This is a genomic window from Streptomyces sp. Je 1-332 (assembly GCF_040730185.1).
Lineage (GTDB): Bacteria > Actinomycetota > Actinomycetes > Streptomycetales > Streptomycetaceae > Streptomyces.
In genome coordinates this window covers 1018831-1038483 of sequence record NZ_CP160402.1, presented here as the reverse complement: position 1 = coordinate 1038483, position 19653 = coordinate 1018831, and the positions used below count along the sequence as shown (strand labels likewise).

24 protein-coding genes are annotated in these 19653 nt (G+C 71.6%); 9 read left to right on the top strand and 15 right to left on the bottom strand.

What is annotated here, in order from left to right; genetic code table 11:
• Positions 1–280: 280 nt before the first annotated feature.
• The 3 genes from ABXJ52_RS04855 to ABXJ52_RS04845 form a co-directional block, all read right to left on the bottom strand.
• Positions 281–1624 (bottom strand): aldehyde dehydrogenase family protein, encoded by a 1344-nt coding sequence (locus tag ABXJ52_RS04855; RefSeq protein ID WP_367039483.1) that lies wholly within the window; start codon positions 1622–1624, stop codon positions 281–283.
• Positions 1625–1697: 73 nt separating this feature from the next.
• Entirely contained in the window at positions 1698–2267 is a 570-nt protein-coding gene (locus ABXJ52_RS04850) for a TetR/AcrR family transcriptional regulator (RefSeq protein ID WP_367039481.1), read from the bottom strand.
• 5 nt (positions 2268–2272) lie between these two features.
• Complete coding sequence (locus ABXJ52_RS04845) at positions 2273–2968, bottom strand: type 1 glutamine amidotransferase domain-containing protein (protein ID WP_367039479.1); 696 nt, start codon at positions 2966–2968, stop codon at positions 2273–2275.
• A gap of 109 nt (positions 2969–3077) precedes the next feature.
• Here ABXJ52_RS04845 and ABXJ52_RS04840 point away from each other — a divergent pair, with 109 nt between their 5' ends.
• Complete coding sequence (locus ABXJ52_RS04840; RefSeq protein ID WP_367039476.1) at positions 3078–4025, top strand: LysR family transcriptional regulator; 948 nt, start codon at positions 3078–3080, stop codon at positions 4023–4025.
• A gap of 8 nt (positions 4026–4033) precedes the next feature.
• On the opposite strand, the gene ABXJ52_RS04835 is transcribed toward ABXJ52_RS04840, so the two are convergent.
• Positions 4034–4426: a nuclear transport factor 2 family protein gene (locus tag ABXJ52_RS04835; protein ID WP_367039474.1), complete on the bottom strand. Its 393-nt coding sequence runs from the start codon at positions 4424–4426 to the stop codon at positions 4034–4036.
• Between the two features lie 90 nt (positions 4427–4516).
• Here ABXJ52_RS04835 and ABXJ52_RS04830 point away from each other — a divergent pair, with 90 nt between their 5' ends.
• Together ABXJ52_RS04830 and ABXJ52_RS04825 are read left to right on the top strand one after the other, a co-directional pair.
• The gene (locus tag ABXJ52_RS04830; protein WP_367039472.1) at positions 4517–5092 is read left to right on the top strand and encodes a PadR family transcriptional regulator; all 576 of its coding nucleotides are present in this window, start codon (positions 4517–4519) and stop codon (positions 5090–5092) included.
• Between the two features lie 10 nt (positions 5093–5102).
• The gene (locus ABXJ52_RS04825; RefSeq protein ID WP_367039470.1) at positions 5103–5795 is read left to right on the top strand and encodes an HAD family phosphatase; all 693 of its coding nucleotides are present in this window, start codon (positions 5103–5105) and stop codon (positions 5793–5795) included.
• A gap of 25 nt (positions 5796–5820) precedes the next feature.
• On the opposite strand, the gene ABXJ52_RS04820 is transcribed toward ABXJ52_RS04825, so the two are convergent.
• A complete protein-coding gene (locus ABXJ52_RS04820) occupies positions 5821–9051 on the bottom strand; it encodes a cytochrome P450 (protein WP_367039468.1) in 3231 nt (1076 codons plus the stop codon).
• 181 nt (positions 9052–9232) lie between these two features.
• Here ABXJ52_RS04820 and ABXJ52_RS04815 point away from each other — a divergent pair, with 181 nt between their 5' ends.
• The gene (locus ABXJ52_RS04815) at positions 9233–9859 is read left to right on the top strand and encodes a PAS domain-containing protein (RefSeq protein ID WP_367048806.1); all 627 of its coding nucleotides are present in this window, start codon (positions 9233–9235) and stop codon (positions 9857–9859) included.
• Positions 9860–9875: 16 nt separating this feature from the next.
• Here ABXJ52_RS04815 and ABXJ52_RS04810 read toward each other — a convergent pair whose 3' ends face one another.
• From ABXJ52_RS04810 to ABXJ52_RS04775, 8 genes are all read right to left on the bottom strand, one after another.
• Entirely contained in the window at positions 9876–10214 is a 339-nt protein-coding gene (locus tag ABXJ52_RS04810) for a MerR family transcriptional regulator (protein ID WP_367039466.1), read from the bottom strand.
• A gap of 340 nt (positions 10215–10554) precedes the next feature.
• Positions 10555–10863, bottom strand: coding sequence for an SCO5918 family protein (locus ABXJ52_RS04805; RefSeq protein WP_367039464.1), 309 nt, complete (start codon positions 10861–10863; stop codon positions 10555–10557).
• Positions 10864–10910: 47 nt separating this feature from the next.
• On the bottom strand, positions 10911–11090 hold the full coding sequence (locus ABXJ52_RS04800) for a CBS domain-containing protein (RefSeq protein ID WP_367039463.1): 180 nt from the start codon (positions 11088–11090) through the stop codon (positions 10911–10913).
• Between the two features lie 97 nt (positions 11091–11187).
• On the bottom strand, positions 11188–12678 hold the full coding sequence (locus tag ABXJ52_RS04795; protein WP_367039461.1) for a DEAD/DEAH box helicase: 1491 nt from the start codon (positions 12676–12678) through the stop codon (positions 11188–11190).
• 301 nt (positions 12679–12979) lie between these two features.
• Complete coding sequence (locus tag ABXJ52_RS04790) at positions 12980–13183, bottom strand: cold-shock protein (protein WP_361840963.1); 204 nt, start codon at positions 13181–13183, stop codon at positions 12980–12982.
• A 301-nt stretch (positions 13184–13484) separates the two neighbouring features.
• Complete coding sequence (locus ABXJ52_RS04785) at positions 13485–13943, bottom strand: PRC-barrel domain-containing protein (protein WP_367039459.1); 459 nt, start codon at positions 13941–13943, stop codon at positions 13485–13487.
• A complete protein-coding gene (locus ABXJ52_RS04780; protein ID WP_367039456.1) occupies positions 13940–14533 on the bottom strand; it encodes a PRC-barrel domain-containing protein in 594 nt (197 codons plus the stop codon). The genes ABXJ52_RS04785 and ABXJ52_RS04780 overlap by 4 nt, the downstream gene beginning before the upstream one ends.
• Positions 14530–14676, bottom strand: coding sequence for a hypothetical protein (locus tag ABXJ52_RS04775; RefSeq protein WP_367039454.1), 147 nt, complete (start codon positions 14674–14676; stop codon positions 14530–14532). Before ABXJ52_RS04775 ends, ABXJ52_RS04780 begins: the two co-directional genes overlap by 4 nt.
• Positions 14677–14888: 212 nt before the next feature.
• Here ABXJ52_RS04775 and ABXJ52_RS04770 point away from each other — a divergent pair, with 212 nt between their 5' ends.
• Positions 14889–15284, top strand: a complete 396-nt coding sequence (locus ABXJ52_RS04770) for an STAS domain-containing protein (RefSeq protein WP_367039451.1) — start codon at positions 14889–14891, stop codon at positions 15282–15284.
• Between the two features lie 27 nt (positions 15285–15311).
• Here ABXJ52_RS04770 and ABXJ52_RS04765 read toward each other — a convergent pair whose 3' ends face one another.
• On the bottom strand, positions 15312–15458 hold the full coding sequence (locus tag ABXJ52_RS04765) for a hypothetical protein (RefSeq protein ID WP_367039449.1): 147 nt from the start codon (positions 15456–15458) through the stop codon (positions 15312–15314).
• 271 nt (positions 15459–15729) lie between these two features.
• On the opposite strand from ABXJ52_RS04765, the gene ABXJ52_RS04760 reads away from it, so the two are divergent.
• The 4 genes from ABXJ52_RS04760 (at position 15730) to ABXJ52_RS04745 (ending at position 19260) form a co-directional block, all read left to right on the top strand.
• Positions 15730–17238: an FUSC family protein gene (locus ABXJ52_RS04760; protein ID WP_367039447.1), complete on the top strand. Its 1509-nt coding sequence runs from the start codon at positions 15730–15732 to the stop codon at positions 17236–17238.
• Positions 17239–17390: 152 nt separating this feature from the next.
• Positions 17391–18155, top strand: a complete 765-nt coding sequence (locus ABXJ52_RS04755; protein WP_367039444.1) for a GAF domain-containing protein — start codon at positions 17391–17393, stop codon at positions 18153–18155.
• Complete coding sequence (locus tag ABXJ52_RS04750; RefSeq protein WP_367039443.1) at positions 18127–18519, top strand: DUF2267 domain-containing protein; 393 nt, start codon at positions 18127–18129, stop codon at positions 18517–18519. Before ABXJ52_RS04755 ends, ABXJ52_RS04750 begins: the two co-directional genes overlap by 29 nt.
• A 117-nt stretch (positions 18520–18636) precedes the next feature.
• Entirely contained in the window at positions 18637–19260 is a 624-nt protein-coding gene (locus tag ABXJ52_RS04745) for a VanZ family protein (protein WP_367039441.1), read from the top strand.
• On the opposite strand, the gene ABXJ52_RS04740 is transcribed toward ABXJ52_RS04745, so the two are convergent.
• On the bottom strand, positions 19217–19639 hold the full coding sequence (locus ABXJ52_RS04740) for a DUF6003 family protein (protein ID WP_367039438.1): 423 nt from the start codon (positions 19637–19639) through the stop codon (positions 19217–19219). The genes ABXJ52_RS04745 and ABXJ52_RS04740 overlap by 44 nt on opposite strands.
• Between the last annotated feature and the right edge of the window lie 14 nt (positions 19640–19653).

Here is a 19653-nt window from a genome sequence, read left to right as displayed (position 1 = left end):
CACGGACGCGGGCCAGGACGGTGGTGGCCGGTCACCTGCTGCCCTCAGGGATCGCCTGCTGATCAGCGCGGAAGGTCCACCGATCCACGCCGAAGGTCGATCGATCCGCCCGGACGGATGAGATCACAGCAGATCGGGGGCTGTCCATGGCCGTTGCACAGGGCGTACGTGGCCATGATCCGCCCGTGTTCCTCGCGGCACCGCGGCACCGCGGCACCGCTCATCTCTCCGGCGAGGAGAGGCCACCGCCGCTGATCCCCTGACCAGCGGCGGCCGGGCATCACCCCAGGGGTACGTCGAGCCGTGCCTTGCGGTGGCTGAACGTGGCGATGGAGTGCGGGCCGTGGTAATTGCCGACGCCGCTCTCGCCGACGCCGCCGAACGGCAGCTCGGGGACGCGGAGGTGAGCCATCGGAAGGCCGAAGCCGAGACCGCCCGACGACGTCTCCGCGGCGAGGCGCCGCCGGGTCGTCTCGCTCTCGGTGAAGCCGTAGAGGGCGAGCGGCTTGTCGCGGTCGTTGATGAACGCGATGGCCTCGTCGAGCCCGTCCACGTTCACGATCGGCAGCACGGGACCGAAGATCTCTTCCCGCATCACCGGCTCGTCGGGCTTCACGTCGGTGAGCACGGTCGGCGCGATGTAGACGTCGTCGCGGTCGCTCTGCCCGCCGAACGCCGTCGTCCCGGAGCCGAGGAGAGCCGAGACCCGGTCGAAGTGCCGCTCGTTGACGATGCGGCCATAGGCTTCCGACGACTTGGGGTCCGCGCCGAACACCCGCTCCACGGCCGTCCGCAGCTCACGGGCGAGCGCGGGCGCCGTCTGCGGGTCGGTCAGGACGTAGTCGGGGGCGACGCACGTCTGGCCCGCGTTGCGGAACTTGGACTCGGCCAGGCGGGTGGCGACGGCGGCCAGGTCGACATCCCGGTCCACGAACACCGGTGACTTGCCGCCGAGTTCGAGCGTGACCGGGGTGAGGTGCTCCGCGGCGGCCCGCATCACGATGCGGCCGACCGTGCCGTTGCCGGTGTAGAAGATGTGGTCGTACCGCTGGGCGAGCAGCGCGGTGGTCTCCGGCACGCCGCCCTCCACGACGGCGACCGCGTCCGTGTCCAGGTACTGGGGAATGAGCCTGGCCACCAGCTCCGAAGTGGCCGGGGTGACTTCGCTGGGCTTCAGGACAGCGGTGTTGCCCGCCGCAAGGGCGCCCACCAAGGGCACGAGCAGGAGCTGTACGGGGTAGTTCCACGGGGCGATGATCAGGACGGTGCCGAGCGGTTCGTACCGCGTACCGGCGGTCGATCCCTCCGGAAGCCCCGCGAGGGCGCCGGGCGCGAGCGGCTGCGGGCGCAGCCACTCCTCCAGATGCGCCAGCGTGTGGTCGATCTCCCGTACGGGGAAGTCGACTTCGGCGGTGTACGCCTCGGTGCGCGGCTTGCGCAGATCGGCGTGGAGGGCGTCCACGATGTCCTCGCGGTGCTCCGTGAACAGGGAGCGCAGCTGGGTGAGCTGCTCCTCGCGCCAGGCCAGGGGGCGGGTGCGGCCGGTGGCGAAGGTGGAGCGGAGCTTGGCGACGAGGGCTGCGGGGTCGAGCACTTCCGGGTCGAGCACTTCGGGGTGGTGCATGAGGGGTCTCCTCGGGAGGTCTCAGGTGCGGCGGGCGGTGATGGGGAGGGGGGTGATGGGGAGGGAGCGGCGGTCAGTGGCGCGTCGGCGTGGTGACCGGCGCCCCGAGGAGGCCGGTCAGGAGCGCGTCCGTGGCGGGGGCGAAGAGCTCGCGGCCGTCGGCCACGGACTCCAGGCCTATGACCAGGGCGATGCAGATGTCGGCGGCCTCGGCGGGCTCCACCGCGGCCGGGGTGCCCGCTTCGGTGAACAGGTCGACGAGCAGGAGACGCAGCGAGCCGTTGAAGCCGTGGCAGACGTCGCCGAAGACGCGGGCCTTCGCGTCGAGGAGCTCCGCGGAGTGCGGAGAGTCCCCGGCCAGGCGCAGGACCAGGTCGAGCTTGGCGGCGAGGACGCCCCGGACGCGCTCGGCGGTGGAGGTGTCGCCGGCCGCCGCCTCCCGGGCCCGCGCGAGCGCCTCGGCGTGCAGGCGCTCGGCGAGCTTGCGGAAGGCGTCGTCCTTGTTGCGGACGTACTGATAGACCGCTGACCGGGACACGCCCATCGTGGAGGCGATGTCGTCCATCGTGGTGCGCCGTACGCCGTACCTGGTGAGGGAGTCGTAGGTGGCGTCGAGGACCTCGTCGAGCCGGTCGGTGCCCATGGGGGTCAGGCCAGCTTCTTCAGCAGCTCGTCGGCCAACGGGGCTGCCGACGCCGGGTTCTGACCGGTGATCAGGTTGCGGTCGACGACCACCTTGGGGGCCCACGCCTCGCCCTCCTGGAAGTCGGCACCCGCCGCGACGAGCCGGTCCTGGAGCAGCCACTTGGCCTTCTGTGCGAAGCCGGACTGCGTCTCCTCGGCATTGGTGAAGCCGGTCAGCTCGTACCCCGCGAACGTGTTGGAGCCGTCCTCCCTGGTGGCGGCCAGCAGGGCGGCGGGGCCGTGGCAGACGACGCCGAGGGGCATACCGATCTCCAGCGCGGCACTCAGCAGCCTGCCGGACTCGGCGTTGACGGCGAGGTCCTCCATGGGGCCGTGACCGCCGGGGACGAAGACCGCGGCGTACTCCGCGAGGTCGACCTCCTCCAGCTTGACCGGCGAGAGGAACTCGGCGATCTCCGCGAGGGTGGTGGCGGTCTTCTCGGCGCCTTCCTCGCCGCCGTTGAACTCGGGCGCGAGGCTCGCCTGGTCGACGGTGGGTACGACGCCGCCGGGGGTCGCGACGACGATCTCGTGTCCGGCGGCCTTGAACGCCTCGTACGGCGCGACGGCCTCCTCGGCCCAGAAGCCGGTCGGGTGCTGGGTGCCGTCGGCCAGCGTCCAGTGGTCGGCGCCGGTCACGACGAACAGGATCTTGGACATGGTGTCTCTCCGAGGCTGGAATCTCTGACGTTCTGTGCTCAGAGCGTCAGGCGGTGCTGTCCTCGAAGGTAGGCGGGGGAGCCCAACGAAATCCAATAGGCTGACCCATATGCGAGATAGGAATTCCGATGGATCGGCGGGAATAGCCCCCGGAGCGCTCGACCTGAACCTGCTGCGCACGTTCCTCGCCGTGTACCGGTCGGGTTCCTTCACCGCGGCGGCCCGCCTCCTCGGCCTCTCGCAGCCCACCGTCACCACACAGATCCGGGCGCTGGAGCGGCAGGTCGACCGGGAGCTGTTCGAGCGGCTGCCACGCGGCGTGGCCCCCGCGCCGTACGCGGACGCGCTCGCCGCCCGTGTCGTCGATCCCCTCGACGCCCTCGCCGCGGTCACCGGCCACGGCGGCCCACTCGACGGCGCCCCCGCGGAGCCCGTTCAGCTTGCGGGCCCCGCCGAGATGCTCTGCCACTGCGCGCTGCCCGCGCTCGCGCCGCTGGTCGAGCAGGGGGTCAGGCTGCGCGTGACGACGGGCCTGACCGACCGGCTCCTGGACGGGCTGCGGGCGGGACGGCACGACCTGGTGATCGCCACGGCCCGCCCCCGCGGGCGTTCCCTGCGCTCCGTGCCGCTGGCGGACGAGGAGTTCGTCCTGGTCGCCGCCCCCGCGTGGGCCGAGCGCATCGGCGGGGCGACGCGGATCGCCGCCGACGGCCCCGGGGCGCTGCTCGGCGTACCGCTGGTGTCGTACGCCGATGACCTGCCGATCGCCCGCCGCTACTGGCGGCATGTCTTCGGCAAGCGGCTGACCTGCGAGGCCTCCGTGACAGTCCCGGACCTGCGCGGCGTCCTCGCGGCGGTGACGGCGGGCGCGGGATTCTCCGTACTGCCCCGCTACCTCTGCCGCGACGCCCTGGCCGCCGGCGCCCTGGTCCTCCTCCACGACCCGGAGGACGCGCCGATCAACACCGGCTTCCTGGTGCGGCGCCCGGGGTCCGCGGACAACCCCCACGTGGCCCTGGTGCACGACCACCTCGTTCAGTCGGCCCGCGCCTGGTAGCCCCCGCGCTAGGCGCCGGTGGCCTCCTCGGTGATCCGGTCCCACTGGGCGCCCATGGCCGCGGCGAGTGCCTGGGCGGCCGACAGGGGGCGGACCATCACCATGAACTCGTCGATCAGCCCCTCCTCGTTGACGTGGAGGAAGTCGCAGCCGGTGATCTGCCGGTCGCCGACCCGTGCCTCGAAGACGAGCGCGGAGTCACGCCCCCCGGCGTCGTTGATCTCGCGTACGTATCGGAAGTCCTCGAAGACCCGCGTGACGCCGCGCAGGATCGCGGCGGTCGTCGCCTTGCCTGGGTAGGGGCGGAACACGACCGGGCTCGTGAAGACGACGTCCTCGGCCAGGAGCGCCTCGACGGCCGCGTGATCGTCCGCCTCGACGGCCTTGCGAAAAGCCTGCATGCCCAACCTCGCACTCGTCCGTGACTCATTGATACTCAATTTGTTGAGTAGGTGCGATGGAGAGTAATCACATCGGTGTACGGTGTCCAGATGTCTCTCAAGTACGCGGTGTTCGCGGCGCTCCTGGAGGGCGAGTCGTCCGGGTACGACCTGGCGAAGATCTTCGACGTGTCCGTGTCGAACTTCTGGTCCGCGACGCCCCAGCAGCTCTACCGCGAGCTGGAGCGACTGGCCGCCGACGGTCTGATCGACGCCCGCGTGGTGCAGCAGGAACGCAGGCCGAACAAACGGATGTTCACGCTCACCGAAGCCGGGCGGCGTGATCTGCACGGCTTCGCCGCCGAGCCGCCCCGGCCCATCGCCATCCGGGACGAGCTCATGGTCAAGGTGCAGGCCATGGACGGCGGCGACCCGGCGGCCACCCGCGCGCTGATCGAGGAGCGCATGGCGTGGTCGCGCGGCAAGCTCGCCCGGTACGAGCGGCTGCGCGTCCACCTCCTCGGCGGCCGCGAGGAGGAGACGTACCTGCGCGAGGCCGAGCGCATCGGCCCCTACCTCACGCTGATGGCGGGCAGGTCTCTGGAGGAGTCGAACCTGCGCTGGGGCGAGCGGGTCCTTGAGATCCTCGACCGACGATTCAACTACGCCGACAAGGGCGGGTCTTGAGGAGGAAGACGTGGAAGACCTGGACGACGTGCTCGAGGCGCGGCCGGAGGGACCACCGCGGGCGGTACTCACCGACTTCGGCGGTGTGCTGACCACGAGCGTGCTCGACTCTTTCCGTGCCTACTCCACGCGGGTGGGCGACGATCCGACGCTCATCGAGCGGCTGTTCCGGGAGGACGCGGAGTCGGCGGCGCTCCTGGTGGAGCATGAGTGCGGACGCATGAGCGAGGCCGACTTCGAGCGGGGCGTCGCGGGGCGGCTGCGGGAGAAGGGCGTGGAGGTGGAGCCCTCCGGGCTCGTCGCCGCGATCGGGGCGGGGATGCGGCCGGACGAGAAGATGCTCGCGGCCCTGCGCGAGCTGCGCGCCCGGGGCGTCCCGGTGGCGATCGTGTCGAACGCGCTGGGCGACGACTGCTACCAGGGATACGACCTGGGCGCGCTCGCGGACACCGTCGTCATCTCCAGCGAGATCGGCTCCCGCAAACCGGGCCGCCGCATCTACCGGACGGCCTGCGACCGGCTGGGCGTCGAGCCGTCCGCCTGCGTCATGATCGACGACCTGGAGCACAACCTGCGCGGGGCGGCACGACTCGGCATCCGGCCCCTGCACCACATACACAGCGACGAAACGGTGCGCGCCCTGGGGGAGTTGTTCGACATCGACTCCCTCACCGCCGGGCCCGATGGTCCGGGCCCGGCGTGACCGGCTCTCTTCACCAGGCCCGTGGCTATCCCGCCGCGTACACGTCCTCCACGTAACGCCCCTGCGCGGTCAGTTCGTTCAGCCACTGTTCGGAGTCCGCCGCCGTGGCCCCCGGAGTGCGTTGCCGGTGGAGGGTGCGCAGGGCGTCACGTACGCCCGGGGCCATGCGTGAGCCGTCGCCGCACACGTACACCCGGGCTCCGGCGGTCAGCAGTGCCCACACCTCGTCCGCCTCCGCCGCGATGCGGTGCTGGACGAAGGCCGCCCCGTCCACGGGGGCCGCGCTGAAGGCGGGACGCAGCGAGACCGCTCCGGCGGACTCCGCGGCGCGCAGCTCCTCGGCGTGCAGGAAGTCCCCTTCCGGGTCGTCGCATCCGAAGTAGCAGAGGGCGGAGGGGAGTTCGGCCCCCTTGGACTTCAGGGCCGTACGGTCCGCGATCGTGCCGCGGAACGGGGCGAGGCCGGTGCCCGCGGCGACCATGATGACGGGCGCGGAGTCCGCGTGGTCGATGCGGAAGGCCTCGAGGCACGGCTGGACGCGGGCCAGGACGGTGTCGCCCGGCCGCACCCTGTTGAGATGGCCGGAGCCCGTCCCGCGGTACAGCTGCCCGCTGCCGGAGCGGGCCGGCGCCTCCAGGAGGGACACCATCAGGTCGGCGTGGCCGGGGTGCACCGCCGGTGACGAGGACACCGAGTAGTGGCGGGGCCGCAAGGGCGTGAGCACGTCGAGCAGCCGTGGCCACTCCAGAGCACCGCGCAGGGCCGGGCAGGCCTCCATGAGTTCGAGCAGCGTGCGCCCGTCGGCCGCGCGAGCCTCGGCGTCGTCGACCAGTACGGAGAGGGCCGACCGCTCCGGCGGGCAGGGGTTGGCCGCCGCAAGTACGGCCAGCTGGCCCGCGGTGGGCCGCTCCTGCAACTCGACGTGCTGCGTAAGCAGGTGACGCACCGTCAGTGGCCGGTCCACGGAGAGGCCGTCGCGGCGCGGGCGCGTCGCCCGGATGTCGAGAACGGCGTCCGGGTCCACGCCGAGCGCCGCCGCGGCCCGGTCGACGAGCGAGGGATCGTTGACGGGCAGCACGGTGAGGTGGTCGCCGGTGCGATAGGTCGTTCCGTCGGGCAGGGCCAGCCGTACGAAGCGCTTCGTACGGGGATGGCCGGGCGCGGTGAGGTCGTAGGCCTCGGTGACCGTCATCGGGACCAGACCGTGCCGCGCGGCGAGCGCGTCCAGCGGGCCCCCGGTCACTTCGCGGACCTCGTACGCGTCCGAAGAAGCGGCGGTCTCCGAGACCTCCAGGGCCTCGGGGTCGCCGTACCGCTCGAGAAGTGCCGTACGCAGCCGCGCCGTGAACTCCCGTACGGAGCCCCCGAGATCACCCGAAGCGTCGGCCGCCGCACGCTCCATGAGCCGGACGCCGCCCAGCTCCGCCAGCCGCTCGTCGAAGCGCGTCGGGACGTGCTGATACGTGGCGGCCCAGTTGCGGTCGCCCACACCGAGGACCGCGTACGTGACGTTCTCGGCGGTGGCCGCGGGGGCGCCGTCGAGCCAGGAGGCGAACGCCGCGGCGTCGTCGGTGGGCCGGCCGTTGTAGGAGGCCGCGGTGATGACGACCGGCCGGTCGGCGGGCAGGGCGGCGGCGTACTCGTCCAGCGGCGCGACCTCCGTCTCGCAGCCCACCGCGGCTGCCTCGTCGGCGAGTTGGGCGGCGAAGTCCCGGCAGGTGCCGTAGTTGCTGCCGTGCAGGAAGAGCGCGCGGGTGCCGGGCATGACGCGCGCAGGCAGGGCGGTGGCGTCGGACTCCGCGTCGGCCAGGTCGACGCCCGCACCCGGCAGCCCGGCGTGCACGCGGTCGGCGGCGGTGCGCGACGTCAGCGTGAGCGTGAAGCCGTCGGGCTTCAGGGTGAGCGTCTCCTTGACGGTGAGCCGGTAGCCGGCGTGGTCGTGCAGCCGGTAGCGGTAAACCAGCATCCCGAGCAGCATGGTCGCCTCGTGCAGCGCGAACTGCCGCCCGATGCAAGCGCGTTCACCGGTGCCGAACGGCTTGAAGGCGTGCGGTGAGCGCGCCGCCTCCGCCTCCGCCGTGAAGCGCGCCGGATCGAAGAGCTCCGGATTGTCGCCCCACACGGGTTGCCGGTGCAGCATCGGCGTCAGGACGGTGACGCCCTGCCCCGCGCGCAGCGGTATGCGGCCGCCGAGGAGCGTGTCCTCGCGGGCGTGCCTGCCGAACGCGGCTGCAGTGGGCCACAGGCGAAGCGCCTCGTTGAGGACCTGACGGGTGTACGTGAGCCGCCCGACGTCGTCGAAGGACGGCTCGGGGTCGGCCGTGTCGCCCCACAGGGCGTCGACCTCGCGTCGCACGAGATCAAGGACGGCGGGATGCTTGGTCAGGTAGTACAGCGCGAACGACATCGCGCCGGACGTCGTCTCGTGCCCCGCGATCAGGAAGGTGATGACCTGGTTGCGGATGTTGGCGGTGTCCAGCTTCGTGCCGTCACCCGGGTGCGCGGCACTGAGCATGAGGCCGAGCAGGTCGTCGGTGGGTTCCGCGCCCGGCGCGCCGCCCGCCCGCGCCGAGATGACCTCGTCGACCACCTGCGCCAGATAGTCGGCGTCCGCCCGGAAGGCCGCGTCCGCCGCCGAGTGGTCACTGCCCGGCGTACGGCTCAGCCGCGTCATGCTCCACTCCAGGCAGCGGACCATGGATTCGATGAAGGGATGCGGCTCGGCCCGCTCGAACGACCCGAAGTCGTAGCCGAACCCGGCGAGCCCGATGGTGTCCAAGGTCATCCGGGTCATGTCACCCGGCACGTCCACAGGACGCCCGTCCCGCGCGCCCCGGTCCCACGACTCGATGAGCCGACGGGCGACGCGCACCATCATGGGGTGGTACGTGCGCATTGAACCCAGCGCGAAGGCGGGCATGAGGATGTCGTGCGCGCGAGCCCAGTTGGGCTCGTCGTTGTACGCGGTGAACAGTCCGTCGGCGGTGAACTCGCGCACGTTCTCCAGGGCGGGACCGACGTGCTTGGCGAACCGGGACTCGTCGGCGAGCTCGGTGACAAGGTCGAGATCGCTCACGAACAGCGCGTCGCGGCCGTGCAGCCGCCGCCGCACGACGGGCCCGTGGCGGCGGACCAGTTCCATGACCTGCTGCAGCGGGGCGGGCCCGGGGCCGGTGGCGGATATGTCGATCAGCGGTACGTCGTCGAGGACGGAACCGGCGTCCTGGGAGAGCGGTGCGGTGGTGGTGGGGGGCATGGCGTGACAACTGCCTTTCGCCGTACGGAAGTCACTGCTCACCAGCTTGATCGCCGATCCCCGCCGGTCCGCGCCGTACCACTACATGATTGTGTAGTGGAGAACGACGCTCCGCTCTTGACTGCCCGGAAGGAGCCGCCCCGTGGACTCAGCGGACTCCGTGCTGTGGCGCAACCGCGCCATGCTCCTCTTCAACCGCATCCCGATGCCGGTCGCGGTCTGCGACGCGAGCGGGGCGATCATCCTCGCCAACCCGGCGATGGCGGCGGAATGGGGCGAGACCTCCGGCACCCTGCGCGGCCGCAACGTCCTGGAGCTGTTCCGCCCCGACGAGAGGACGCAGGTCCTGCGGATCGCCGAGGCGGTGCGGCTGAGGCACCGCTCGCGCTACCCGGTCGCGGTGCACTGGGAGGCGGCCGACGGGGTGCGCCGCCACGGCGAGCTGACGGCGGAGCCGGTGAGCGACACGGTCGACGAGACCCCCGGCCTCCTTGTGCTGCTCCGTGTCCTGGGCGAGGAGCGTGCCCCCGCCGCCGCTCCGGCGCCCGCCGAAGCCGCCACCGCGGCGGAGGCCCGCATTCTGGCCCTGCTCGCAGGCGGCGCCACCACGGCTCAGGCCGCCCGCGACACGGGCCTGACCACGGACGGCGTCACCTACCATCTGCGCCGCCTGACCGAGCGCTGGGGCGCGGCGAACCGCACGGAACTGGTGGCGCGGGCGTACGCGCTGGGGGTTCTCGCCCCGGGGGTATGGCCTCCGGTCGCGCGAACCGGGCCTGCCGGGGGAGTGGCCCCTGCTGGCGCCTGACGGGAGGGGGGCAGGCTCAGGTCGGGCTTTCGCTCGACTCCGTCGCGCCGCGGCGGTACTCGGCGTTGATGCGCTGAGCCTCCTCCAGCTGGTCCTCGAGGATGACGATGCGGCAGGCCGCCTCGACCGGGGTCCCCTGGTCCACCAGTTCGCGGGCGCGAGCGGCGATCCGCAGTTGGTAGCGGGAGTACCGCCGGTGTCCGCCTTCCGAGCGGAGCGGCGTGATCAGCCGGGCCTCGCCGATGGCCCGCAGGAAACCGGGAGTGGTGCCGAGCATCTCGGCGGCCCGCCCCATGGTGTAGGCGGGATAGTCGTCGTCGTCCAGACGACCACTGAGTGGGGTATCTGCTGTCATGTCACCTCGTTATGCGAACGCGTCGAGGGGCCTTGGTGCCGTACGGCACCAAGGCCCCGAAGGAAATTCAACACCATCTGTCGGCCCTGATGCTGCGCCGACCTCTTGTTTTCCCTGTCCGGCCCTGCCTGATGGCGTCTGCTTCCCCCGACTCTCCCTCTGGGTCCGCAGCAGCAAGAGAAAGCCTAATCATGCGATCGCCCAATGTCTACTTTCGCGGGCGTAGATTTTATGCGCTGTCGCGGCGGGTGCATGCGAGCGGGCAACGCGAAGAGGGCCCCGCCGGCGTGTGCCGGCGGGGCCCTCTTCGCAGTTCTGGTGTCGCGTGCCGCGTCTCCCGCTACACGGGAGTGGCGGCGCCGAGCAGGGCCGACGCCGTCTGGAGCGGGGTGAGCTCGCGCGGGGCCGCGTCCTCGGAAGGCGTACGGCAGGTGAAGCCCAGCAGCCGCATGGCGCGGGTGACCTCCGCGGCGCTGAAGTCACGACGGTCCTGCCGGGTGATGACCGCGCCCACCTGCTTGATGGGGTAGTGGCGGCGGCCGATGATGACCGAGTCGCCCGTGACGGGCTCGGGCTTGACGCCCTTCATCGAGTCCAGCACCCCGCTCTTGGTGAGGTCGAACGGGAAACGGGCGATGACGCAGCGCATGGTGCCTCACAGGTGAGGAGATGGGGCGGCTGACAGGGGTGAGGCGCTCAACGCGCGAGGGCGAGAACGTCCCGTAGGCGGACCTGGTCCGTGTAGACGGTGCTCTCACGGACGGCGGTGAGCCGGTCCAGCGTGATCAGCTCCGTGCATTGGTCGTCCTCGTCGCACAGGAACAGATGGCGGGCGCCCGCGCCCGCCATGACCGACAGGGCCAGCTCGACGGTCATGTCGTCACGGACCCGCGGACCGCGTGACGGTGTCTGAACCGGTGTCAAAGGTGCCTCCTGCAGGGATGGGTGAGTGTGGTCGCGCGGCCCGCGCAGGCTAGGCCGCCGAGCTCGAGGCGGACGGCCCCTGGGCGGGACGGCGCGGAGCACGGTCGGTGCGCCGGTCCTGGGCGCTGCGGCTGCGGCGCCCTCGGGAAGAGGAGGAGCTGCCACGCCGGGGGCGCTCCGCGGCCGGCATGGTGATGGTGACCGGGACGCCCGAGGGAGCCTGGGCGCCGGTGATACGGCTCAACTCCTCGTCACCGGAGCGCACTTGGGCCGTCTGCGGGGTGATGCCCGCGGCGGCCATCAGGCGGCTCATGTCGCGGCGCTGATTGGGCGTCACCAGGGTGACCACGCTGCCGGACTCACCCGCGCGCGCCGTGCGGCCGCCGCGGTGGAGGTAGTCCTTGTGGTCGGTGGGCGGGTCGACGTTCACGACCAGGTCGAGGTTGTCGACGTGGATCCCGCGCGCGGCGACGTTCGTCGCCACGAGCACCGTCACATGACCGGTCTTGAACTGGGTCAGGGTCCGCGTGCGCTGCGGCTGGGACTTCCCGCCGTGCAGGGCCGCGGCGCGCACGCCGCTGCACAGCAGGTGCTCGGTCAGCCGGTCGACGGCGTGCTTGGTGTCCAGGAACATGATCACGCGGCCGTCCCGGGCCGCGATCTCGGTGGTGGTCCGGTGCTTGTCCGCGCCGTGCACGTGCAGCACGTGGTGCTCCATCGTGGTGACCGCGCCCGCGGACGGGTCGACGGAGTGGACCACCGGGTCCGTGAGGTAACGGCGCACGAGCAGGTCGACGTTGCGGTCGAGCGTGGCCGAGAACAGCATCCGCTGGCCCTCGGGACGCACCTGGTCGAGCAGCGCGGTGACCTGCGGCATGAAGCCCATGTCGGCCATCTGGTCGGCCTCGTCGAGGACGGTGATCCCCACCTGGTTCAGCCGGCAGTCGCCTCGGTCGATGAGGTCCTTGAGCCGGCCGGGCGTGGCGACGACGACCTCGGCGCCGGCGCGCAGCGCACCGGCCTGCCTGCCGATCGACATGCCACCGACCACCGTGGCGAGCTTCAGCCGCAGGGCGCGGGCGTACGGCGTGAGGGCGTCGGTGACCTGCTGGGCCAGTTCCCGGGTGGGTACGAGGACCAGGGCGAGCGGCTGGCGCGGCTCGGCGCGCTGACCGTCCATGCGGGCGAGCAGCGCGAGCCCGAAGGCGAGCGTCTTGCCCGAGCCGGTGCGGCCACGGCCAAGGACGTCACGGCCCGCGAGGGAGTTGGGGAGGGTGGCGCCCTGGATCGGGAAGGGCACGCTCATGCCTTCACGGCCGAGCGCGGCGAGCAGGGGCGCCGGCATCGCGAGATCGGCGAAGGTCTCGACGGCCGGGAGCGCCGGGGTGACCGTGACCGGCAGGGCGAACTCGCCCTGGGGCGCGGACGGTCGGCGGCCGTAGCCACCGGAACGGCGCGGTGCGCCGGAGCCGGAGCGGGCGCCGGAAGCGGAGCCGGAGCGGGCGCGGAAAGGACGGTCGTTCGTGCGTGCGCGGTTCATGCGGAACCTTCCTCGATGCGGCACGTACCAAGGAATTTCCGCGGCGAGAACACAGCACGGAGAATCGCGAGAACGGGCCGGATGAAATGCGTGAAGCGAATCCGGCCGACGGCAGGCGTTCTGCGGGGCGGATGCGCGGGAACGAATGACGTTCCGGACGGGCACGGTGAGTGCGATACCGATGAAGCCGATGAGAAGAGGTATGCACTCAAGTAATTCGTGACCCGGGTGGTGCGGAAAATGCACGAGCTGGGGCCCGCACCCCAAGGTGCGGGCCCCAGCTACGAAGTACGCGTGAGCGTCAGGCGGGAACGATGTTCTCGGCCGTCGGGCCCTTCTGGCCCTGGGCGATGTCGAAGTTCACCTTCTGGCCTTCCTGGAGCTCACGGAAGCCCTGGGCGGCGATGTTCGAGTAGTGGGCGAAGACGTCGGGGCCGCCGCCGTCCTGCTCGATGAAGCCGAAGCCCTTTTCCGAGTTGAACCACTTCACGGTGCCAATAGCCATGTCATATCTCCTTCGGGGCAGTGCCCTGAGCCCGCACTGTGCGGACTCCGCGTCGCCGCGATGATTGCCCCGCCGGAAATGACCGGAAATACAAAAGTGCTCCCACCCGCCGAATGAGGAGGTGAGGGCACTTGAAGTTTTTGGGAACCACAACTGCAACTGAGATCGACAGTAGCACGGTGTGGTCGGCTCTGTGAGGTAGAAAAATCCGTTCCGGGTGTCGCGCAAGAAACCCTCAGAGCGCCTTGCGTCGATTTCTCTCACGGCCGGCACACATATTGGATCGCTCGAAACGCAGCAATCATTCGCCGGGTGCCGGTGTGGGCCCCGCGCCGAGGACCAGGGCGTAGGAGCCGAGCCCGAGCAGGCGGCTGCCGGGGACCTGCTCGCGTCCGACGTACAGATCGCCGATGCCGCCGGTTTCCGGGTCGAAGGTGACTTCGGTGAGGGTTCCGGCGTCCTCGCCGTACTCGGTGAGGACTGGCTTGCCCAGCAGTCTCTTGTGCGCCCGGGAGTGCGAGCCGCCGCTGCCCGTCTCGGTCGCGGCGGTGGCGTCCGTGTCGATGATCACGGCGTCCGGCCCCATACCGCGCACGTGTGACCAGGGGACGCTGTCGCCACCGTTCTTTGCGTCCCGCAGGTACAGCTCCGTGATCCGGCGGGTCCGTGGGTCGATGCCGATGCCGGCCACCTGCCCAGCGGGGCGCGCGTCCTCCGCGCTGATGACCGGGTGTCCCAGGACCTGGCTGAGCAGCATCATCGGTAGTCCCCCTTCCGGAATGCCGTCTCGCCCGCGGTCCGGTTCCGGGTCCGGTCCCATGCCACGGCGAGCGCGGCGAGGTCGTCCACCGCTTGCCCGGCGAGCTGGGCCGGGATCACCAACGTCTCCCCGGTCATGGCCAGTTGGCCGGGCGCGAGCAGGAAGGCCCTGCGTTCGTGACGGCCCATCGCCTCGGTGGTCGCGACCTCGAAACCGACCACCCGGCCACTGGCGCCCCCTTCGACCACAGCGTCCAGCACCGTGCCCAGCTCAAGGCCCCCGTCGCTCAGTACGCGGGCTCCGCGCACGTGGCCGGTGCCGGCCTCGCCCTTGTCCACCACCGCGTCCCTGGCCTGCAGAACCTCATCGGAGGGGATCATCACCGCATCCGGGCCCAGCGCGTGGACACCGGACCAGGGCAGGCTCTGTTTGAGCGGGCCGGACAGCAGTCCTCGGCCCGCCAGCGTGAAACCGGTGATCTGTCCGCCCGAGGCGTCGAAGACGGTGTCCTTGACCTGGGCCACCGCTTCCCCGCCGAGCGTGACCACGGGCCGCTTGGTCAGGTCGGCGGCGAGCATCAGCGTGATCATCGAGCCCTCCCACGTCCCGCGCGGCGGCCGCGCCGGACCACGATCGCGCCGCCGCCACGGCGGCGGGCCTGGGTCCCGAGGACCGCACCGGCCAGCAGGAGCAGTGCGACCAGCACCACGGTCAGCCACATCCACCAGATCACAGCCGTCCACCTCCCGTGTCATCCCGCGGTTGTCCGAGTGCCCCGGAATGTGATCCCTATACGGAGGCCCGCGCATCCTCACCCGGACCCGCGGGCGGCTGCGGGTCGAGCTCCTCGACAAGAGGTAGCGGGCGACAGGACGCGCGTCCGCACCGAGCTGTTTCGGGAGAGATCACCGGGTCGACCTCGGTACGATGGCTCATGGGGGTGCGATGTCCACTGAGACCCATCGCCTGACCATCACCGAGCTCGCGAGTTGCTCCGACTCCGCGGTGCTGCGGGTCAGCGGCGAGCTCGACCAGTCATGCGAGGAGTACTTTCTGCGTACCCTCGGCGCTTCCGTCGAGGCCGGGCACCGGCATCTGGTCCTGGACGTGACGGCGCTGATGTTCTGCGACTCGCGTGGACTCAACTGCCTGCTCGCCGTGCGCTGGCTGCTCGCCCGCCGCGAGGGCAAGCTGCTGCTCGCGGGCGCGGGGCGCCGCCTCTCGGAGATGCTGGTGCTGACGGGCAGCACGGAACTGCTCCCCGTCCACCGCACGGTCGGCCAGGCCCTGCAGTCCCTCCCGGCCGACCAGCGCCCCCAGTGGCCGCCGACGGAGCCGTAGCCCCGCGCGGCCCGCGCGGACGACCGTTCAGCGGCGGCCGCGGAACTTGCGCAGCATCCGCTTGGCCTGGGCCCGCTTCCTGGGGTCGGCCGACGCCCGGCGGACCTGCTGGATGGTGCGCTGTCCCTGAGGGCTCCGGACGAACTGCTTGATGCGGTTGATGACTCCGGGCATGCCGACTCCTAAGACGTGAGAACCGTCGACGTACGACGGGGTGCTCGGGCACGTACCCCCGTCCGCGGGAGTTAGGCCATGGATGATCCGTTGGCCCTCCCGTGGTACCGCAGCAAGGCGTGAGAGTGGGCCAATGGCTCAGTGAAGCCCGTGCCAGTTGAGCCAGCAGGGCTCTGGATGGTGTGATGTGCCTGTCGATGGCGCTGCGGATCCCCGTGGCGCCTTTTCCATGTGGGCAGGTCGAGAAGGACGCGGAAGGGGCGGGGCAGCTGTGCTGAAGAGGGTGTTCGTGGCGCCGGATCCGGGACGGGCGCGGTTGCGGTTCGCCGCTCGGGCCGTCATCGGCATCGCGCTCGCGGTGGCCGTGTGCGGTCTGGCCGGACACTCGCTCGTCGCGGCGATCACCGGTGGCCTCGCGGCGCTGCTCGCCCTGTTCACGGTCAGCGACGCGACGGTACGGGGGCAGGCCCTCACCACGGCTCTGCTGCCCGTCGTCGGGTTCCCCGTGCTCGCTCTCGCCGCGGTGCTGCACGACGTGCCCGTGGCGCGGGACGTCGCCTTCCTCGGCGTGCTGGGCGCGGGCGTGTACGCGCGGCGGTGGGGGCCGCGCGGGCACTCGCTCGGCGTGTTCGCGTTCATGATGTTCTTCGCGACCCAGTTCCTGCACACGGGACCGGGGCAGCTGCCCGAACTGTTCGCCGCCATCCTGCTGTCGCTGTGCGCCTCGTCGGGCGTACGGTTCGCGCTCTGGTGCTACGAGCGCCGCCTGCCGCCCGTGGCCGTGCCCGTCGTGCCGGGAGGCAGGGGCCTGGCCAGGACGACCACCCGGCAGGCGATTCAGGCGACGCTCGGCGGCGCCTTCGCGCTCGCCGCGGGACAGATCGTGTCCCACGAGCGCTGGTACTGGGCCGTGGGCGCCACCTGGTGGGTGTTCGTGAACACCGCATCGAGCGGGGAGACGCTGGTGCGCAGCTTCCGGCGGGTGCTCGGCACGGTCATCGGCATCGGCGCGGGCTTCGTCCTCGCGCTCCCGCTGCACGGTGCGCCGGTGCCCTCGGCGGTCCTCGTCGCCGTCTGCGTCTTCGGGATCTTCTACACCGCCGCCGTCTCCTACACCTGGATGATGCTCGCGGTCACCGTCATGGCCGGGGTGCTCTACGGCCTGCTCGGGGTCCTGGACCCGGGGCTGCTCGCCCTGCGGGTCGCGGAGACCGGCGTGGGGGCGCTCGGCGCCGTCCTCGCCGTGCTCCTCGTCCTGCCCGTCACCACGCACGCCACGACCAACGCCTGGATCGAGCGTGCCCTGCGGTGCGTGCACCACTGCACCGCGGAGGCCGCCGCCCGGCTCGCGGGATCCGCGAGCGCCGACCCGGCTCCGCGCGTCGCCGAGCTGGAGCAGCTCCTCGGGAAGGTGCGGTTCTCGCTCGCGCCCCTGGTGCACCCCTTCAGCCCGCTGCGGGCCCGCAAGGCACGCGCCCGCCAGGTGCTCGCACTGCTCGACGCCTGCGCCCGCGAGGTCCGGGGGCTCGCCTCGATCGCGGCGGACCCCGAGGCCTCGCACGACGACCGGCTCGCCGCCGCCTGCTGGCGTGTGGAGGCCGCCGTGGAGGCACTCACCGCGCCGGAGGCGGCGCGGGGCCCGGCAGCCGACGCCGTCACCCTGCCGCACCCCTCCAGCGTCGAGCCCGTCCTCGCCCATCTGCACGGTCTGGAGAAGGCGCTCGTCGAACTGGCCGAGCCGCTGCGCAGCCCGACTCGTACGCCCTTGATCGGTGCCTGAGCAGGCGTGTTCCCCTCGGTGTTCGACGCCGGAGCGCTCCTGCCGCTCGCTCGCGCCGGCCGATGACTCCGGACGAGGACACATGAGGTGGCTCATCGCGTGGTAGACGGACTTCCGCTCCTGGAGGCGCGCGACTGAGAGGGATGCTGACCATGCCGGAGGAATCACCGTCGGTCGTGCACGACGTGTCGGTCGCGGCAGCTGTCGGCCGCCACGCGCTGCCGAACCGGCTCTGCACCGCGTTCACCCAGTCCCTCGGCGCACAGCGCGCTGCCCTGTCCTGGTTGCCCCGGCTCGAGGACTGGCAACTGCTGCACGCCACCGACGAACGCGCCCTGCAGGCCGAGGCGGCGCAGTTCACCCGCGCCGACGGCCCCTCCGTCAGTGCGGCTCTTGGGATGCGGCCCGTGTTCGTGCCGGACCTGCGCGACCGTTCCTGCCGCACCGGACCGCCCCTGGCGGAGGAACTGCCGGGCACCCGGCGGGTCCTGGCGCTCCCGCTGCACGACCGCCGGACAACACCGCTGGGCGTGCTGTGCCTCTACTACACCGAGCACACCGACGTGACCGACCGCCACATCACCCACGCCAAGCGCGCCGCCGCCCTGGCGCTCGACGCCCTGCTGCGCTGGCGGCCCGTGCACGACGCGGGCAGCGGCTGCCGGCGCCCTGTGTGGACCACCAGCACACGCGCTGCACGCTGGGAGCGCATCCACCAGGCGGCCGACTACGTCGCCGCCCGTCAGGAGTGCCCCGTCGCCGAAGGGCTGGCGTGGCTCCAGGAGGTGAGCGCACGCGACGGCCACTCCCTGCTCGACGTGGCCGACACCGTCCTGCAGCCCTCCCTCGCCCACCACCACGACGGCGGGCCCGAAGGAAGGATCGGCCATGAACCAGCCCGTGGAAGTGCTGCTTGACCGGGTCCAGGAACGCGGAGGCTACGCGGAACGGCAGGAGGCCGCCGGAGCGGTGCAGGGTGTCCTCGAAGTCCTGGGGGAGCACCTGGTGGGGGACGACCGCACCGATCTCGCCCGCCTGCTGCCCCGCCAGTGCGGTCCCTTGCTCACCGCGGGGTCACCGGCGAGCGAACCCCTGACGCCCGCGGACTTCGTCGCGGCGGTCGGCGCACGCGTCGACGTCGACGCGGGGCAGGCACGCCGCGCCGTCACCGCGGTGCTCGCCACCGTCGCGGAGGTCGCCGACGACGCCCTGCTGCGCCGCATCCTCACCCAGCTTCCGCCGGGGCACGCCGGTCTCTTCGGCCGTACGGACCCCACATGATCCGCGAGACACCCCACATGATCCGCGAGACATACGAGACGTCCCGCAACCGGAAGCGGGTCGACCGCTCATGCCGGGGAAGACGCACTCAGAACACTCCCTGAATGGAGGCTCGTGATGGCACGGACAGTTCCGCAGGGCAAGGCGACGAAGGAAGCAGGCAGCCCGAGCGCTCCCGGCACGCCCCCGCTCGCCGGGTGGGCACGCGCGATGGCCATGCTGCTCGCCTTCGCGGGGACGGTGGTCTTCGCCGTGCTCCTTGCCCGGCTGACGCTGGAACCCTCGGCCGCCTCCGAGCCCCTGACACACAGCAATCTGCGCCCGGGCGACTCGATCCAGGACTATCTGGCGCAGCCCGCGTTCCGCGACACCGTCAAGCAGCTCGGCGGCAACATCGTGCTCGGACTGCCGTTCGGCATGCTGCTGCCGGTGCTCGTCCCTCGTGCCCGGGGGCTCATACGGGTCATAGCCGCCACGGCGCTGGTGATGCTGCTCGTCGAACTCGCCCAGGGCTTCCTGGTCACCGGGCGGGCCTTCGACATCGACGACGTACTGCTCAACACCACCGGCGCCGTGCTCGGTTACCTGCTGATCGGCCGCAGGCTCGGCCGTGCCGTGCACCCGCGCCGCAAGCACTGGTGGCACCGCTTCACGAAGCGGGAGACCGCCGCCGGCCGGACACCGGGGCAGGACGGGGTCACGCGGTCAGGCGGCCGACGGTCTGCGGGTCGAGGCCGGTGAGGCGGGCGATGCGCGGCGCGGGGATGCCCGCGGCCAGCGCCCGGTGCACCAGGGCCTCCCAGTCCTGGGTCGTCTCCCGGAACTCCAGGAGTTCGCTCTCCATGTCCGTGACGGACTGGGGCGCGCACTCCTGCTGGACCCGCAGCGCCTCCTCCTCGCTCAACGGCACCGGAAGACGCTCGGCGTCCTCGGGGATCAGGGCCTCCGCGTCGGCGGGCAGAATCCGGACGAGTTCGGAAGAGGCCGACACGTCGTGCGCCTGGAGCCAGCCGTGGACGGCCGGGGTCTGTGTGCACTCCAGGGCGCCCGCGGCGGCCAGCGCCGTGCCCAGACGTGGGTGCCGCTCGGGAAGCAGGAAGAGGTAAGCGTCATCAGCCATCGGGGGATTCGCCT

Coding starts and splice junctions, on each gene's coding strand:
- ABXJ52_RS04855 (WP_367039483.1), bottom strand. CDS start 1,624: ATGCACCACCCCGAAGTGCTCGACCCGGAAGTGCTCGACCCCGCAGCC.
- ABXJ52_RS04850 (WP_367039481.1), bottom strand. CDS start 2,267: ATGGGCACCGACCGGCTCGACGAGGTCCTCGACGCCACCTACGACTCC.
- ABXJ52_RS04845 (WP_367039479.1), bottom strand. CDS start 2,968: ATGTCCAAGATCCTGTTCGTCGTGACCGGCGCCGACCACTGGACGCTG.
- ABXJ52_RS04840 (WP_367039476.1), top strand. CDS start 3,078: ATGCGAGATAGGAATTCCGATGGATCGGCGGGAATAGCCCCCGGAGCG.
- ABXJ52_RS04835 (WP_367039474.1), bottom strand. CDS start 4,426: ATGCAGGCTTTTCGCAAGGCCGTCGAGGCGGACGATCACGCGGCCGTC.
- ABXJ52_RS04830 (WP_367039472.1), top strand. CDS start 4,517: ATGTCTCTCAAGTACGCGGTGTTCGCGGCGCTCCTGGAGGGCGAGTCG.
- ABXJ52_RS04820 (WP_367039468.1), bottom strand. CDS start 9,051: ATGCCCCCCACCACCACCGCACCGCTCTCCCAGGACGCCGGTTCCGTC.
- ABXJ52_RS04815 (WP_367048806.1), top strand. CDS start 9,233: ATGCTCCTCTTCAACCGCATCCCGATGCCGGTCGCGGTCTGCGACGCG.
- ABXJ52_RS04810 (WP_367039466.1), bottom strand. CDS start 10,214: ATGACAGCAGATACCCCACTCAGTGGTCGTCTGGACGACGACGACTAT.
- ABXJ52_RS04805 (WP_367039464.1), bottom strand. CDS start 10,863: ATGCGCTGCGTCATCGCCCGTTTCCCGTTCGACCTCACCAAGAGCGGG.
- ABXJ52_RS04800 (WP_367039463.1), bottom strand. CDS start 11,090: ATGACCGTCGAGCTGGCCCTGTCGGTCATGGCGGGCGCGGGCGCCCGC.
- ABXJ52_RS04795 (WP_367039461.1), bottom strand. CDS start 12,678: ATGAACCGCGCACGCACGAACGACCGTCCTTTCCGCGCCCGCTCCGGC.
- ABXJ52_RS04790 (WP_361840963.1), bottom strand. CDS start 13,183: ATGGCTATTGGCACCGTGAAGTGGTTCAACTCGGAAAAGGGCTTCGGC.
- ABXJ52_RS04785 (WP_367039459.1), bottom strand. CDS start 13,943: ATGATGCTGCTCAGCCAGGTCCTGGGACACCCGGTCATCAGCGCGGAG.
- ABXJ52_RS04780 (WP_367039456.1), bottom strand. CDS start 14,533: ATGATCACGCTGATGCTCGCCGCCGACCTGACCAAGCGGCCCGTGGTC.
- ABXJ52_RS04770 (WP_367039451.1), top strand. CDS start 14,889: ATGTCCACTGAGACCCATCGCCTGACCATCACCGAGCTCGCGAGTTGC.
- ABXJ52_RS04765 (WP_367039449.1), bottom strand. CDS start 15,458: ATGCCCGGAGTCATCAACCGCATCAAGCAGTTCGTCCGGAGCCCTCAG.
- ABXJ52_RS04755 (WP_367039444.1), top strand. CDS start 17,391: ATGCCGGAGGAATCACCGTCGGTCGTGCACGACGTGTCGGTCGCGGCA.
- ABXJ52_RS04750 (WP_367039443.1), top strand. CDS start 18,127: ATGAACCAGCCCGTGGAAGTGCTGCTTGACCGGGTCCAGGAACGCGGA.
- ABXJ52_RS04745 (WP_367039441.1), top strand. CDS start 18,637: ATGGCACGGACAGTTCCGCAGGGCAAGGCGACGAAGGAAGCAGGCAGC.
- ABXJ52_RS04740 (WP_367039438.1), bottom strand. CDS start 19,639: ATGGCTGATGACGCTTACCTCTTCCTGCTTCCCGAGCGGCACCCACGT.